The 14,188-nt window shown below is 66.3% G+C and carries 15 protein-coding genes and 1 pseudogene; 12 read left to right on the top strand and 4 right to left on the bottom strand.

What is annotated here, in order from left to right:
- Positions 1–432 (top strand): annotated as a pseudogene (locus VIR09_RS17130) (hydroxymethylglutaryl-CoA lyase); the annotation flags it as partial.
- A gap of 25 nt (positions 433–457) precedes the next feature.
- Here the strand turns inward: VIR09_RS17130 and VIR09_RS17125 are convergent.
- Together VIR09_RS17125 and VIR09_RS17120 are read right to left on the bottom strand one after the other, a co-directional pair.
- Positions 458–895 carry a universal stress protein gene (locus tag VIR09_RS17125; protein WP_332013960.1) on the bottom strand — a complete coding sequence of 146 codons (438 nt, stop codon included), beginning with the start codon at positions 893–895 and terminating at the stop codon, positions 458–460.
- Between the two features lie 93 nt (positions 896–988).
- On the bottom strand, positions 989–2,545 hold the full coding sequence (locus VIR09_RS17120; RefSeq protein WP_332013959.1) for an AMP-binding protein: 1,557 nt from the start codon (positions 2,543–2,545) through the stop codon (positions 989–991).
- Positions 2,546–2,771: 226 nt separating this feature from the next.
- Between VIR09_RS17120 and VIR09_RS17115 the strand changes: the two genes are divergently transcribed.
- Positions 2,772–3,785 (top strand): tripartite tricarboxylate transporter substrate binding protein, encoded by a 1,014-nt coding sequence (locus VIR09_RS17115; protein ID WP_332013958.1) that lies wholly within the window; start codon positions 2,772–2,774, stop codon positions 3,783–3,785.
- Between the two features lie 9 nt (positions 3,786–3,794).
- Here VIR09_RS17115 and VIR09_RS17110 read toward each other — a convergent pair whose 3' ends face one another.
- On the bottom strand, positions 3,795–4,709 hold the full coding sequence (locus tag VIR09_RS17110) for a LysR family transcriptional regulator (protein WP_332013957.1): 915 nt from the start codon (positions 4,707–4,709) through the stop codon (positions 3,795–3,797).
- An 87-nt stretch (positions 4,710–4,796) separates the two neighbouring features.
- On the opposite strand from VIR09_RS17110, the gene VIR09_RS17105 reads away from it, so the two are divergent.
- The 10 genes from VIR09_RS17105 to VIR09_RS17060 all read left to right on the top strand — a co-directional run bounded on the left by VIR09_RS17105 (position 4,797) and on the right by VIR09_RS17060 (position 13,296).
- Positions 4,797–5,957: an acyl-CoA dehydrogenase family protein gene (locus VIR09_RS17105; protein ID WP_332013956.1), complete on the top strand. Its 1,161-nt coding sequence runs from the start codon at positions 4,797–4,799 to the stop codon at positions 5,955–5,957.
- Positions 5,954–7,096 (top strand): CoA transferase, encoded by a 1,143-nt coding sequence (locus VIR09_RS17100; RefSeq protein ID WP_332013955.1) that lies wholly within the window; start codon positions 5,954–5,956, stop codon positions 7,094–7,096. The genes VIR09_RS17105 and VIR09_RS17100 overlap by 4 nt, the downstream gene beginning before the upstream one ends.
- 117 nt (positions 7,097–7,213) lie before the next feature.
- Positions 7,214–8,005 carry a uroporphyrinogen-III C-methyltransferase gene (gene cobA / locus VIR09_RS17095; RefSeq protein WP_332013954.1) on the top strand — a complete coding sequence of 264 codons (792 nt, stop codon included), beginning with the start codon at positions 7,214–7,216 and terminating at the stop codon, positions 8,003–8,005.
- A gap of 8 nt (positions 8,006–8,013) precedes the next feature.
- Complete coding sequence (locus tag VIR09_RS17090; protein WP_332013953.1) at positions 8,014–8,331, top strand: cytochrome c; 318 nt, start codon at positions 8,014–8,016, stop codon at positions 8,329–8,331.
- Between the two features lie 7 nt (positions 8,332–8,338).
- Positions 8,339–9,508, top strand: a complete 1,170-nt coding sequence (locus VIR09_RS17085; RefSeq protein WP_332013952.1) for a cytochrome D1 domain-containing protein — start codon at positions 8,339–8,341, stop codon at positions 9,506–9,508.
- Complete coding sequence (locus VIR09_RS17080) at positions 9,498–10,496, top strand: Lrp/AsnC family transcriptional regulator (protein WP_332013951.1); 999 nt, start codon at positions 9,498–9,500, stop codon at positions 10,494–10,496. Before VIR09_RS17085 ends, VIR09_RS17080 begins: the two co-directional genes overlap by 11 nt.
- Positions 10,489–10,974: an Lrp/AsnC family transcriptional regulator gene (locus tag VIR09_RS17075; RefSeq protein WP_332013950.1), complete on the top strand. Its 486-nt coding sequence runs from the start codon at positions 10,489–10,491 to the stop codon at positions 10,972–10,974. Before VIR09_RS17080 ends, VIR09_RS17075 begins: the two co-directional genes overlap by 8 nt.
- A 1-nt stretch (position 10,975) precedes the next feature.
- Positions 10,976–11,494, top strand: a complete 519-nt coding sequence (locus VIR09_RS17070; protein WP_332013949.1) for an Lrp/AsnC family transcriptional regulator — start codon at positions 10,976–10,978, stop codon at positions 11,492–11,494.
- Between the two features lie 13 nt (positions 11,495–11,507).
- Complete coding sequence (gene nirJ / locus VIR09_RS17065) at positions 11,508–12,680, top strand: heme d1 biosynthesis radical SAM protein NirJ (protein WP_332013948.1); 1,173 nt, start codon at positions 11,508–11,510, stop codon at positions 12,678–12,680.
- Complete coding sequence (locus tag VIR09_RS17060) at positions 12,649–13,296, top strand: DUF4202 domain-containing protein (protein WP_332013947.1); 648 nt, start codon at positions 12,649–12,651, stop codon at positions 13,294–13,296. Before nirJ ends, VIR09_RS17060 begins: the two co-directional genes overlap by 32 nt.
- Before the next feature lie 27 nt (positions 13,297–13,323).
- On the opposite strand, the gene VIR09_RS17055 is transcribed toward VIR09_RS17060, so the two are convergent.
- Positions 13,324–14,188: precorrin-2 dehydrogenase/sirohydrochlorin ferrochelatase family protein (locus VIR09_RS17055; RefSeq protein ID WP_332013946.1), on the bottom strand; the 865-nt coding region annotated here is incomplete at its 5' end.

The raw sequence follows: 14,188 nt of genomic DNA, 5'->3' as shown, positions 1-14,188 counted from the left end.
GCCGCGCTGGCGGGCGCCGACGAGATCGCGTTGGCCGATACCGTGGGCTACGCCCATCCGGCCCAGGTGCGCGATGCGGTGCGCGCCACGCAGGACGCCGTGGGCGCGCGGCTGGTCAAGCTGCACCTGCACGACACGATGGGACTGGGCCTGGCCAATGCGCTGGCCGGCCTGAACGAGGGCATCCGCGCTTTCGATTCCTGCCTGGGCGGCCTGGGCGGCTGTCCCTTTGCGCCGGGCGCGTCGGGCAACATCGTCACCGAAGACCTGGTCTTCATGCTGGAAAGCATGGGGTACCGGACGGGTGTCGATCTGCCGCGGCTGCTGGCGGCGCGCCCCTTGCTGGCAGCGGCGCTACCGCAGGAACGCCTGCGCAGCGGGGTGGCTGCCGCCGGCATTCCCAAGACCTATGGGGCGCCGGCCGCGGCATAGCGCCGGTACGCGCAGGACGGCCGCCTCAGCGGTAGACGATTACCGGCAGCGTCGAATGCGCCATCACCTTCTGCGTCTGGCTGCCCAGCAGCACGGCCGCCAGGCCGCCGTGGCCGCGCGAGGCCATGGCGATCAAATCGCAGCCTTGCGTCATGGCGACGTCGATAATGGTCTGCGCCGGGTTATTGCTTTCGCGCATTTCCGTGGTGCAAGGCACGCCCGCCGCGTTGGCCTGGGCGGCGGCTTGCGACAAGTACGACTTGGCTGTTTCCGTGGCCTCGCGTTCATACTCCGTATGCACGCCTTCCAGATGCACGGTTTCCATGGAAGTCGGGCGGAAGGCGCTGTACACCGTCAGCACGGTGACGCTGGCGCCCAGGGCGCTGGCCAGGCCCAGTCCTTGCGCCAGCCCGGCATAGGCCCGCGCGGAACCGTCGATGGGGATGAGTATGTGCTTGTACATGACGACCTCCTGAGGGTGTGGAGGGCGGCGCGAGTCCGCGCGGCCCTAGGAGCGTGAACAGCAGCTATCCCCATACTACCCCTTGTGGTGCCCTTAGCCCACCTTTCTCTCCTCACGCGTCCAGTGCGCGTCCCTCAGTTGCTTGCGGGCGAGCTTGCCATTGGCATTCTTCGGCAGCTCGGCTACCAGGTCGATGCTGCGGGGTTTCTTGAAATCTGCCAGGTGCTTGCGGCAATGTTCAATCAATTCGGCCTGCGTCGTGGTGTCGCCCGGTTTGAGCACGAGCACCGCCTTGACGGCCTCGCCCCACACTTTGTCGGGTACGCCGAAAACGCAGGCTTCGTATACACCTGGATGCTGATACAACGCCTGTTCGACCTCGGTAGGGTAGATGTTGAATCCGCCCGAGATGATCATGTCTTTCTTGCGGTCCACGACATAGAGGAAGCCTGCGTCGTCCATCCGCGCCAGGTCGCCGGTGTGCAGCCGGCCATCGCGCAGGGCCTGTGCGGACAGCTCGGGTTCGCGCCAATAGCCTGCGAAGATGTCGGGACCGGCGGCGGTGATCTCGCCGACCTCGCCGGGCGCGACCTCATGGCCGTCTTCGTCCAGCAAGCGCACCTCGCTCTCGCCGAAGGGACGGCCGCAGGACAGCAGCCGTTCCGGGTTGCCCGACATGGCTTCGGCATGATCCAGCGCGCTCAGCAGCACCAGGCCGCCGGTTGTTTCACCCGCGCCGTAGCCCTGGCTGAGTTTGGGGCCCAGGGCCTCCCAGGCTTCGCGGATGCGCGCCGGCGCCATCGGCGCGCCGCCATAGGAAATCTGCCGCAGCGCGCTCAGGTCATGCTGTTGCAGCCGCGGATGCGCGGTCAGCATGTTGACCATCGTGGGCACCATGAAGCTGAAGGCGGCGCGGTGCCGCGCGGCAGAGGCCAGGAAGCTCTCGGGCTCGAAGCGGTCGTGCAGCAGGATCGTTCCGCCCTGGAACAGGAAGGGCTGCATGAACATGCCGCTGGCGTGGGTAATGGGGCCGGCGAGGGCCAGCACTTCGCCCGGATTGGCGCGCATGCGCCCCATCACGACCTTGCGCAACGACGCCAGGCGGTTGCCTACTGTCTGCATGGCCGCCTTGAGCTTGCCGGTCGAGCCCGACGTGAAGTGCAGCACAGCCAGATCGTCGGGCTGCATCGGAATGTCGGGATTGCTGTCGGCGGCCGTTTCGAGCAGGCGTTCGTACGAGCGCCAGCCTGCGATGTCGCGAGGCCCGGTCACCAATCTGTGCCGCGCGCCTTCCAGGCCATCAAGGATCGATTCTGCCCCCTCCACATGGGCCGGGTCCACAATGAACGCCGCTGCCTGGGCATTGTTGACCGAGTCCAGCACCTCCTGGTTCGACAAGCGCGCGTTCAAGGCTACCTTGACCAATCCGGCCTTGTAGAGCGCGCACTCCAGCTCGATGATCTCCGGGCAATTCCAGGCCAGGATGGCGACCCGATCGCCCTTGCTCAACCCCAGGCCCAGCAGCGCATTGGCCAGGCGGTTGGAGCGCGTTTCCAACTGTCCGAAGCTCAGCGTCCTGTCGCCGAAAATGACGGCGGGACGGTCGCGCCAGTAGCGTGCATTGCGTGTGGTGTATCGGCCTTGGTTCATGATGTATCCGTATCTGGGGTTTGCCTGCCGCTATCGTGCGGGGCAGCAAGCCGCAAGCGCATAACGAAGACGCAAATCCTCATGCCGCGCCGTTATCGCGCCCACGCGATTCCCCCGGGTTATGGGATTCGGCGGTTGCGGCATCATGTTCAAGCGGCCTGCGGGTTACCTCTATGCGAAAGCGGGCCAGCATCGGGCCCCGCGCCGTACAAGAACAGGAGACAACATGAAACAGCGAAATTTCCGCCTATGGGGCAGGGCGGTCCGTTGCCTGGCCCTGGCGGGCCTGGGTTTGGCCGCGCTCATGGCGGGACCCGTACAGGCAGCCGGCGCCGCGCCGTCCGGATACCCCGACAAACCCATACGCTTCATCGTGCCTTTCTCGGCCGGCGGCCAGTTCGACTACATCGCCCGGTTGGTCGCGGTGCCGCTGGGCAAGGAACTGGGCCAGACGATCATTGTCGAGAATGTGGGCGGCGGAGGCGGAAACCTCGGCGGCGCGAAGGTCGCGAATGCGCCCGCCGATGGCTACACCCTGCTGGAGTACGGCGGAAACTTCGCCATCGCCAAGCACCTTTCGCCCAATCTGTCATTCGATCCCATCGCGGACCTGGCGCCGGTTTCCGGGTTGAGCATTGCGCCCCACGTGGTCCTGGTCAGTAGCGCCCTGCCGGTCAAGACCTTTGCGGAACTGCTTGCCTACGCCAAGGCCAATCCGGGGAAACTGAGCTACGGCAGCCCTGGCATCGGCTCGTCCATGCATCTGACGTTCGAAACGCTCAAGCAGCATTTCGGTCTGGATGCCATCCACGTGCCCTATCGAGGGGGCAGCAATGCGCTCAACGATCTGGCGGGCGGCCAGATCGATATGGGGATCGTGGCCGTGGCGCCCGCCATGCCTTTCATTGCGTCAGGCAAGATCCGCGCGCTGGCGGTCACCAGCGCGAAACGCGCGGCGTCCTTGCCCGATGTTCCGTCCGTGGCCGAATTGGGCTACGACGGCTTCGACAGCGGAAGCTGGGCGGGAATCGCCGTGCCGAAAGGCACGCCGCAAGAAATCGTGAACAGGCTGAACGCCGCCGCCGGCCGCGCGATGCAGGATCCGCAGGTATTGCAGGCCTTGGCGTCGCAGTCGTTCACGCCCATTCCGGGTAGCCCGCAGCAGTTGCGGGAACTCATCGATCAAGAGTCGGCCCGCTATGGGCCGCTGATCAAGAAACTGGGCCTGCAGGCAGAGTGAGGCGAGGAGCTACGCACTTGCCCTTGCCCTGGCGCGGGCGTGCTCCCGCAGGATCTCCAGCAGCCGTTGCGTGAGCGGAGACTGATAGCTGTTGCGCCGTGTCAGCACGCCGATCTGCCGATGCCAGGTCATGTCCTCCAGGGGCAGGATGCTCAGGCCCTGGCCGGCATGCGCGGACAAGGTGATTTCGCTGACCAGCGTCAGCAGGTCTGTGCTGTGCAGGATGCCCAGCAGTCCTGATACCGAGGCATTGGACTCGATCATCACATTGGGCGGCGCCGAACCGTGCTGTTCAAACTTGGCTTCCAGCCAGCGCCGCGATGCCGCTTGCGGCCCCGGCAGCATCCATTGGCAGGCCGCCAAGTCGGCAAAGCGGATCTTGCGGCGGTCCAGCAAAGGGTGGCCAGGGCGGGCGGCGACGAAGAGCTTGTCGGCGAACAAGGGCTCCCGGTCGAATTCCGCCGCCGTGGAAGACTCGAACAGTGAACTGATGGCGAAGTCCAGATCGCCCTGGCGCAGGGCAGGAACCAATGCGTCGTTCAGGCTGACCATGACCTGGACCTTGGCGGCGGGCCGCTGCGCCAGCAGTTCGATACAGGCCGGATTGAAGAATGGTTCGGCCAGCAGCGGCGTGACGCCGACACGCAGCAAGCCGATGCTGCCGCGGTGCAGGTCGCCGGCTTCCTGCATGGCGTCGTCGAGCTCGCGCCTGGCCTGCATTGAACGCTGATAGAACGCCCGCCCGGGAACCGTCAGCTCCATGCCTTTGGGGGTACGAACGAAGAGCTGCAGCTTGAGTTCCTCTTCCAGGCGCCGGATGCCTTTGGTCAGCGCCGGCTGACTGATGCCGATGCCATCGGCAGCCCGGCCCACGTGGCCCAGCCGGGCGACCGCCAGGAAATAGTCCAGATCTTCCAGCCTCATGATTCCGTCAGGTTATCGAAAACGAAGAAAAGATAATTACGAGGATGCCGGGCGCTGTCAAGCTGGGGACTATTCAGAGGAGATGACATGCCCCACGACCACCCCGAGACGCTTGCCGGCCTGCGCGCCCGGCTGCAGCAGTATCTGCAGGACGAACTTTTACCGCTAGAGCAGTCGTTGGGGCTGGGGTATGAGGACAAGTTCGCGCGCGACCTGGTGCAGTCCGTTTGGAAACGATGCCGGGAATTGGGATTCTATGGCGTGCAGCTTCCGTCTGAGCTGGGCGGACAGGGGCTGCCGTACCGCGACCTGTGCGTGCTCAAGGATGACGTCGCCGCGTCCGGCGCGATCCTGTTTCCCCATGTGCTGGGAGATTGGGGCGGGCCTTCGCGCATCGGCAACCTGATCCAGTATGCGACGCCCTACCAGCGGGATCGCTACATCATGCCCGTGGTGAACGCCGAACGAGGGGCGTGCTTCGCCATGACGGAGCCGCAATCGGGGTCCGACGCCACCCGTCTGCAGACCGCCGCGGTGGCGGATGGCGACGACTACATCATCACGGGAACCAAGCACTACATCACCGCCTCGACCTTTGCCGACTTCGCCATCACCATGTGCGTCACGGACCCGAATCTGGGCGGGGACGGCATTTCGGCGATTTTTATCGATCTGGACAGCCCCGGCGTGCGCCTGGTGCATGATTGCGTGCCGATGACCGGGCAGTACGTCGATGCGGATATCGTGCTGGACCATGTCCGGGTGCCAAAGAAGAACCTGATCGGCAAAGAAGGGCAGGGTTTCAAGATCGCCATGAACCGCGTCAGCGTGAACCGCCTGCTGCATTGCCCCACCATGATCGGGCTGGCGCGCCAGGCCTTCAGGCTGGCGGTGGACTATGCCAAGCACCGTCAGCAATTCGGCGGCCCCATCAGCCGCTTCCAGGCCATACAGCACATGCTGGCCGACATGGCGACCGCGCTCTATGCCTGCGAGCAAATGGTGCTTGCCACGGCCGAACGCGCCGACAAGGGCGAGGACGTGCGCGACGCGGCTTCGATGTGCAAGCTGTTCGTGTCGGAGCGCTGCTTCGAAATTGCCGACAAGGCCATGCAGATTCACGGAAATGTCGGCGTGACCAAGAACCATCCGGTCGAGTTCATTTTCCGCCGCTTGCGCCTGTACCGCATCGTCACCGGAACCAGCGAAATCCAACGCAACACCATCGCCAAGGGGATACTCGCGTGAGCGCCGATGCGGGGCCCAGCGTGACCGGTTACTTGAGCGGCATGTCGGTGTTGGACATGGGCCAGTTGCACCCGGGCCCATACACCGCCATGCTGCTCGGCCAGTTGGGGGCGACCGTGCTCAAGGTGGAGAAGCCGCAAGGCGATACCGCCCGCCAGTTGGGGCCGGAGACCTTCGCCAAATACAACCGCGGCAAGCAATCCATCTGCCTGGATCTGAAGCGCGAGGACGACAAACGTATTCTGCTGGAACTGGTGGAAGGCAGCGATGTCGTGGTGGAAGGCTTCAGGCCCGGCGTAATGGCGAACCTGGGGCTGGACTACGCCCAACTGGCGCGCGTCAATCCGCGCGTGGTGCTGTGTTCGATTTCGGGATTTGGCCAGACGGGGCCTTACGCGCAACGCCCCGGCCATGATGTGAACTACATGGCCTTGGCCGGTTACTGGGCCGTGCCGTCGCAGGTGTGCGACGTCATGGCGCGGCCCCGATTGCGTTTGTCGGATTACTGCGCGGCCATGCATGCCGCGCTTGCGATCCTCGCAGCGGTGCAGGATGCGCGCGCCACGGGCGCAGGCCAGCACCTCGATGTGTCGATCCACGACACCTTGACCGCATGGATGGCGCCTGCGCTGCATGCGATGAACGGTACTTTCGGTGCGGACGTGGAACACATGTCGCACGTCATGCCCGACAACGACGTCTTCGAGACGGCGGACGGCCGCTATCTTGCCCTCGGCATTCTTGAAGAGTCCTTTTGGCGCAACCTTTGCGTGGCGCTGGCGCCGGCTTGCCCCGACCTGGACCTCGCGCGCTACCAGACGAGGGCGGACCGGATGCGCGACAAACGGCACTTGAACGATAGGCTGCGGGCACTGTTCAGAAGCCGCAGCCTGGCTGATTGGGAGCGTCTATTCGAAGGCCACGATATCCCCTGGGCTCCGGTGCTGCGGCATGATGAGGTGTTCGAGGACCCACACGTCAGGCACCGCGCGATCACTGCCGAAACTCCCGAAGGAGGACGCCAGGTCGGCTTTCCCGTGAAATTCTCCAAGCCTTTGCCACCGGCCGCATCGGACGTTCCAGCCCTGGACCAGCACCGCGAACAAATACTGGCGCGTTTGCGCGCCAAGGCGTCGTGAACGTCTACGGCGCACCCATTGCGCTCGCGTTGACCGTACCTATTGCAACAGCCCTCCGCCACCTACACTTTCTCCTGAAGCCATATTTTTCGCAGCGCGGCTGCAGGGGAGATAGAAGTGAGCGGAACGGTTTACTTGGTTGGCGCCGGCCCGGGCGATCCCGAACTGCTCACGGTGCGCGCTCTGAGGCTGCTGCAACAGGCCGACGCCGTGGTGTGCGACAGGCTGGTCGGCGCCAGCATCCTGCCCCTCATCAATCCTGCCGCGCAGTTCCATGACGTAGGCAAGATGGCGGGCGACTGCCGCCACCGCCAGGAAGACATCCATCAATTGATGTTGGCGTTGGCTGGATCTTGCTCCCGCGTGGTGCGCTTGAAAGGCGGCGACCCGTTCATTTTTGGCCGGGGCGGTGAAGAACTGCAGTTCCTGTCGCGGCATGGCGTGCCGGTCGAGGTCGTGCCCGGCATTAGCGCCGCCAACGGCTGCGCGGCAGCGTTGGGCATTCCCCTGACGCACCGGGGCGTGGCGGCCAGCGTGCGTTTCATCACGGGCCATCTGCGGGATGACGCCGGCCTCGAGCTGGACTGGAGTTCGCTGGCCGATCCCTCCTGTACCCTGGTGTTTTACATGGCGGTGGCCAACGCCGCCGAGATCGTCGCCGCCTTGCAGCGGCACGGGCGCGGCGGGGATACGCCGGCCGCGTTGATTCATGCAGGAACCACTGAAGACCAGGACTGGACGGTCGCGTCCTTGCGCCAGATTCCGCTGCTGGTGTCGGGCTTCCAGCCGCCCACGCTGCTGCTGGTCGGCGATGTGGTGCGCCTGGCGCAGCGCGCGTGGTCCGGCGCCGGAGTCGGGCAATGGCTTTTCCGTGACGCGGCCGAGCCATGCACCCCGGTCGTCGCCTGATATGCCTGATGCTGGCAAGTTGCACCGGGTTGGCAGCGCCGGCAGGCCAGGCGCAAGCGCAGCCGGCTATCGATCGCGCCGATCGGCAGCGGCTCATCCACCTGGTGCGCCAGGATTGCGGCTCCTGCCATGGGCTGCGCCTGAACGGCGGCCTGGGCCCGGCGCTGACGCCAGAAACGCTAGCTGGCAAGCCGCCAGCCTATCTCGAACACGTGATCCTGCGCGGATTGCCCGGAACCGCCATGCCTGGGTGGCAGCGCATGCTTGCGCCCGACGAGGCCGCCTGGATCGCCGCGCGCCTCCTTAAAGGCTTTCCAGAGGAATAGAAGGCACATGAAACTGCGTTTCCTGCTCGCCCTGGCCGCCCTGGCGCTGTCCGGCTGCGCCGCAATGACCAACCCGCGCGGCACCAATGACCTGGGCATGGTGATCGAGCGCGCCGACGGCGCCGTCTCCATCGTCGAAACCACCGGACAGACCCAGCTGGCGCGCGTCCCAGGATTGGGGGACCTTTCCCATGCGCATATCGCCTATTCCCGCGACGGGCGTTACGGCTACGTCTTCGGCCGCGACGGCGGGCTCACCAAGGTGGATCTGCTGCGGACGCGCGTGGACCGCCGGATCATTCAGTCCGGCAATGCGATCGGCGGCTCGATCTCGCAGGACGGGACGCTGATCGTCGTGCAGAACTACACGCCGGGAGGCATCAAGGTCTTCGACGCCCGGACCCTGCGCCAGATCAGCGAGGTGCCCGCAGAGTACGCGCCCGGCAAGCGTTCCAAGGTGGTCGGCCTGGCGGACCTGCCCGGACAGAAGTTCGCCTATGCGCTGTTCGACGCCGGCGAGATCTGGATCACGGATCTCACGGACCCGGCCCGGCCGGTCACGCAACGCTACCAGGCCGGCCGCCAGCCCTACGACGCGCTGGTCACGCCCGACGGCCGCTATTACATCGCCGGACTGTTCGGCGAGGACGCGCTGGCCATGATGGACCTCTGGCATCCGGAGGCGGGCGTGCGCAAGATCCTGCCGGGCTATGGACGCGGCGAGCAGCCGCTGCCGGTCTACAAGATGCCCCACCTGCGCGGCTGGAGCGCGGCGGGCGGACGCCTGTTCCTGCCGGCCATCGGCAGGCACGAGGTGCTGGTGGTGGATACCGCCACCTGGCAGGAAACCGGACGCATCGCCACGCTGGGGCAACCGGTATTCGTCATGGCGCAGCCCGACGGTCGTCGCGTGTGGGTCAACTTCGCGGTGCCCGAAAACGGCCAGGTGCAGGTCATCGACACGGAAACGCTGGCCGTGGTCCGGACGCTGGCGCCCGGCCGCGGCGTGCTGCACATGGAGTTCACGCCGCGCGGAGAGGCCGTCTGGCTGTCGGCGCGCGATGACGACCTGGTGGTGGTGTATGACACCCGGACCTTGCAGCGCGGCGCCACCCTGGACATTGCCAAGCCCAGCGGCATTTTCTTCACCAGCAGGAGCGGCCGCCTTGGCTTCTAAACTGTCCGATTCCGACCTGCTCCTGCTGGACCGTTGGCAGCGCGGCTTTCCGCTGGTATCGCGGCCCTACGCCTTGCTGGGCGAGCGAGTGGGCCAGGACCAGGACGCGGTGCTGGCGCGCTTTCGCGGGTGGCAGCGCGAGGGCGTGGTGAGCCGTATCGGCCCCGTGCTGCATCAGTCCTGCTTCGCCAGCGCACTGGTGGGCATGCGTGTGCCGGCCGGCCGCCTGGACGAGGTGGCCGCATACGTAAGCGCCCTGGATCAGGTCAATCACAACTACGAGCGCGAGCATGCGTTGAACCTGTGGTTCGTCACCGCCTGCAGCACGCCCGGCGCGCTGGCGCGCCTGCTGGAGCGGATCGGGCAGGACACCGGTTGCGAACCGTTGGCCTTGCCGATGGAGGCCGAGTACCACATCGACCTGGGATTCAGCCTGAGAACGCCGCAGCGCCGCGCGGCGCCGGTCCAACGCTGCATGCCGGCCAGCCTGCCGCCGGCGGGCAGCGCGCAAGAGTCCCTGCTGCTCGCCGTGCAGGATGGCCTGGAGCTCTGCGAGCAGCCTTATCGCCGCCTGGGACGTCTTGCCGGGCTGGATGAAGAGGCGGTGCTGCGCTGCCTGGATCAATGGCAGCGCAATGGCCTGTTCCGCCGTTTCGGCGTGGTGCTGAGGCATCGCCAGCTCGGCTTTCGCGCAAATGCGATGTGCGTCTGGAACGTCGACGACGCGCGGGTGGATGCGCTGGGCCGACAACTGGCCGCCGAGCCGGGCGTCACGCTCTGCTACCGGCGCGCCCGGCGCTTGCCGCAATGGCCCTACAACCTCTTCTGCATGATCCACGGCAAGGAACGGCGCGCGGTGCAGGCGCTGCGCGATGCCGTCGCCGTCCGGCTCGGGCTGGATGTCTGGCCGCATGCCGTACTGTTCTCCACGCGATGCTTCAAACAGCGCGGCGCGCGGATCGCAAGCGAGGAGACGATGCATGGCTAGGCGCCAGGACCTTGCCGCGAGCGCGCCACTGGCGCTGGACGATGCCGACCGCGCGCTGATCAACCGCCTGCAGGGCGGCTTTCCCATCAGCCCGCGTCCGTACGCGGACGTCGCGCAGGCGCTCGGCCTGGACGAGGACGCCGTAATCGTGCGCCTGGCCCGCTTGCGCGCGTGCGGCGCGCTGAGCCGCTTTGGCCCGCTCTTCCAGATCGAGCGCGCCGGCGGCGCGTACTGCCTGGCGGCCATGGCCGTGCCGCAGGCGCGATGGGATGAGATCGTCGCACAGGTCAACCGCCGGATCGAGGTGGCGCACAACTACCGCCGCGAGCATGCGCTGAACATGTGGTTCGTGCTGGCGGCGGCTGATCCCGCGGACATCGCTGTCAGCCTGCGCGCCATCGAACAGGAGACGGGCTTGCCCGTGCTGGCGTTTCCGAAAGAGCGTGAGTACTTCCTTGAAATGAAGCTGGAGGTTTGAGATGGAGGTCGTCGAGCTTACCCCCTTCGAGCTATCCCTGGTTCGTGCCACCCAGGATGGGCTGCCGATACAGCGGGAGCCCTATCGAGCCGTGGCCAGGCAGTTGGGCGTCACCGAAGCCGAGGTGATGACATGTTTTCGTTCCATGCTCGCGCGCGGCATGATCCGGCGCATCGGCGCGGTGCCCAACCACTACGCGTTGGGATTCGTGGCCAACGGCATGACGGTCTGGGACGTGGCCGATGGCCAGGTCGACGCCGTGGGCGCCTGGCTGGGCCAGTTCGCGGACGTTAGCCATTGCTACCGGCGTCCCCGGCGCCCGCCGCTGTGGCGCTACAACCTCTACGCCATGTTGCACGGCGCCGACCGCGTGGCGTTGCTGGCGCGTATCGCCGAGGTCGCCGAGGCCTTGGCCGCTCGCTTTCCGGGCGCTCTGCGTGCGCGGGAAGTGCTGTTTTCCTCGGCCATCCTGAAAAAGACCGGCCTGCGCCTGAGAGACGGCCCGGGTCCGGCCGCATAACAAGGAATCCCGCATGTTCCGCATTTCCGCCTTTGTTTCCGAACTGCTGCGGGCCACGCCGCTGGCGCCGCGCCGAGGTCCGGCCGGCCCCGTGGTGATCTGGAACCTGATCCGGCGCTGCAATCTGCATTGCCGCCATTGCTATTCGGCTTCGGTCGACAAGGATTTTTCCGGCGAGTTGAGCTACGCCGAGATCTGCGAAGCCATGGATGATCTGCACGCCTATGGCGTGCGGGCGTTGATCCTGTCTGGCGGGGAACCGCTGCTGCGGCCGGACATTTTCGATATCGCGCGCAGGGCCAAGGGCATGGGCTTCTACGTCGGCCTGTCGTCCAACGGCACCCTGATAGACCGGCGCAACATCGAGACCATCGCCGGTTGCGGATTCGACTACGTGGGCATTTCGCTGGACGGCCTGGGCGCGACGCACGACCGTTTCCGGGGCGAGGCCGGCGCATTCGACGCCTCGCTCGCGGGCATCCGGCTGTGCCGGGACCGTGGCTTGAAGGTCGGCATCCGCTACACCATGACCCAGGGCAATGCCGACGATCTGCCCGGGCTGCTCGCCCTGCTGGATGCCGAGAACGTAGCCCGCTTCTACTTTTCTCACCTGAACTACGCGGGTCGCGGCGGCCGCAACCGGGCCGAGGACAGCCACCACCGCATGACGCGGGCGGCCATGGAGCGGATCTTCGAGACCTGCCTGGAACATGCAGCGGCTGGCCGGCCCAAGGAATTCACGTCCGGCAACAACGACGCCGACGGCGTGTTCTTCCTGCATTGGGTACGCCGGCGCTTCCCGCAGCACGCGCCGCAGATCGAGGCCAGACTGCGCCTGTGGGGCGGCAACGCCAGCGGCATCAACGTCGCCAACATCGACAACCGGGGCAATGTCCACGCCGACACCATGTGGTGGCACTACACTCTGGGAAACGTGCGCCAGCGGCCCTTCTCGGCAATATGGTCGGATCCCGCCGAGCCCTTGCTCAAGCTGTTGCGGCTGCGGCCGCGGCCGGTCAAGGGACGTTGCGCCAGCTGCGCCTACCTGGATATCTGCAATGGCAACACCCGCATCCGCGCGCAGAAGCAGTCCGGCGACCTCTGGGCCGAAGATCCGGGCTGCTATCTGACTGAAGACGAGACAGGAGCTTTGAATGGAATTCCCGCCCACACCGACGGACGCTGAGAATGCGCCGCTGCAGCGCGCCTTGCAGCTGTTCGATGACTACAACCGGCGCGATCCCAACCTGGCCGTCTGGGATGGCGCGATGCAGCCGCGCGAATGGCTGCATGCCCAATTCCTCCACGGCTGGGTGCTGAAGCTGGCGCCGCAGGCCGGCACCGCCTTGCGCCTGGCCGCCCGCTGCCAGCACATAGGCCGTTGGGAGGTGCCGCGCGAGGCCTGTCCTGCCGGCCGGGCGGGCTACCTGCAATGGCGCAATACGCTCAAGGAGCATCACGCGGGCATCGCCGCAAGACTGCTCGCAAGCGCCGGCTATGACGCTGAAACGGCGCAGGCGGTGCTGAAGATCGTGCGCAAGCAGGGCATCAAGCGCGATTCCGACGTGCAATGCATGGAAAACGGGCTATGCCTGGTGTTCCTGGAACATCAGTACGAGGAGTTCTGCGACCGCTATCCGGACAAGGTCGTCGCGGTGCTGCAGAAGACCTGGAACAAGATGGATGAGGCCGGCAGGCAGGCGGCCGCGTCGCTGTCCTTCAGCGAGCGGGGCCAGGCTTATCTGGCGGCTGCGCTGGCGGGCGGAGATTCCGGCGACGTGGCCCGTGACGCAAGTTCCTGATTGAAGCGCTTGCCGGGTGCATGGGATTCACAGCACGGTACACGCCACGCCGCAAGCCGCTATCCGCCGGGTCAGCAGTTTCGGATCGTGCGCCGTACCCAGTAGCAGGACGGCGCGCTGGCCTGCCCGCACCTGCCGGGCCAGCCAGTCCAGCCCTGCGCCTGCGGCAATGGCCGGATCGGGCTGCAGGCCCGGGCCTTTCAGCTCGATCCTCGCAGCGTCCCGCCTCGCCTTGTCCAGGATGGCCGGGTTGACGGCCGGCACATGGGCGACGATGTCGGCCTGGTTCAACATGCGCAAGGCGCGCAAGGTCAATAGGTCGGCGGGACCGTCGGCGGCCGCCAGTATCGTCGCACTGCCTGTGCGGGGCGGGGCGTCGGCCAGCATGGCGGCTTCGAGCGCCAGACAGGCCTGCCTGCCGTCTCCGGCGGCCAGCAAGGAGGGCACCGGACCGTCCAGCATCCAGTCGTAGAAGTCGCGGCGTCGGTCCAGGTCGCGGAAGCGCGAAACGATTCGGCCGCGGTAGCGCGCCGCGAGCCGGGCCAGATCGCCGGTGCTTTCGTCAAGCAACGCTTCGAGCCGTTCGCGAATGCGCCGCGCCAGCACGGGGGCGCAACCTCCTGAAGAAATCGCCACAACGAGCGGGGAGCGGTCCAGGATGGCGGGCACCTGTATCGTTGAAAGAGCCGGATCGTCGACCACGTTGCAGGGAATTCGGCGCGCAAGCGCTGCCGCGGCAACGGCCTGGTTCGTGGGGCGGTGATCGGTCGCGGCCACCGCCAGCCAGGCGCCGTCCAGACATGCGGGCGAGAATGCGGCCGGCAGATGCTGGAGCTTGCCCAGGTCCATGGCCTCGCGCAGCCAGGACGTCAGGGCGGGCGCCGCCACGGCA

It is taken from the genome of Achromobacter sp. (assembly GCF_036567245.1).
Taxonomy (GTDB): Bacteria; Pseudomonadota; Gammaproteobacteria; order Burkholderiales; family Burkholderiaceae_B; genus Achromobacter.
Note: the sequence above shows the minus strand (reverse complement) of the source record. Positions and strands in the feature narration are given on the sequence as shown.

Coding starts and splice junctions, on each gene's coding strand:
- VIR09_RS17120 (WP_332013959.1), bottom strand. CDS start 2,545: ATGAACCAAGGCCGATACACCACACGCAATGCACGCTACTGGCGCGAC.
- VIR09_RS17115 (WP_332013958.1), top strand. CDS start 2,772: ATGAAACAGCGAAATTTCCGCCTATGGGGCAGGGCGGTCCGTTGCCTG.
- VIR09_RS17060 (WP_332013947.1), top strand. CDS start 12,649: ATGGAATTCCCGCCCACACCGACGGACGCTGAGAATGCGCCGCTGCAG.
- VIR09_RS17075 (WP_332013950.1), top strand. CDS start 10,489: ATGGCTAGGCGCCAGGACCTTGCCGCGAGCGCGCCACTGGCGCTGGAC.
- VIR09_RS17085 (WP_332013952.1), top strand. CDS start 8,339: ATGAAACTGCGTTTCCTGCTCGCCCTGGCCGCCCTGGCGCTGTCCGGC.
- VIR09_RS17125 (WP_332013960.1), bottom strand. CDS start 895: ATGTACAAGCACATACTCATCCCCATCGACGGTTCCGCGCGGGCCTAT.
- VIR09_RS17070 (WP_332013949.1), top strand. CDS start 10,976: ATGGAGGTCGTCGAGCTTACCCCCTTCGAGCTATCCCTGGTTCGTGCC.
- VIR09_RS17090 (WP_332013953.1), top strand. CDS start 8,014: ATGCTGGCAAGTTGCACCGGGTTGGCAGCGCCGGCAGGCCAGGCGCAA.
- nirJ (WP_332013948.1), top strand. CDS start 11,508: ATGTTCCGCATTTCCGCCTTTGTTTCCGAACTGCTGCGGGCCACGCCG.
- VIR09_RS17110 (WP_332013957.1), bottom strand. CDS start 4,709: ATGAGGCTGGAAGATCTGGACTATTTCCTGGCGGTCGCCCGGCTGGGC.
- VIR09_RS17105 (WP_332013956.1), top strand. CDS start 4,797: ATGCCCCACGACCACCCCGAGACGCTTGCCGGCCTGCGCGCCCGGCTG.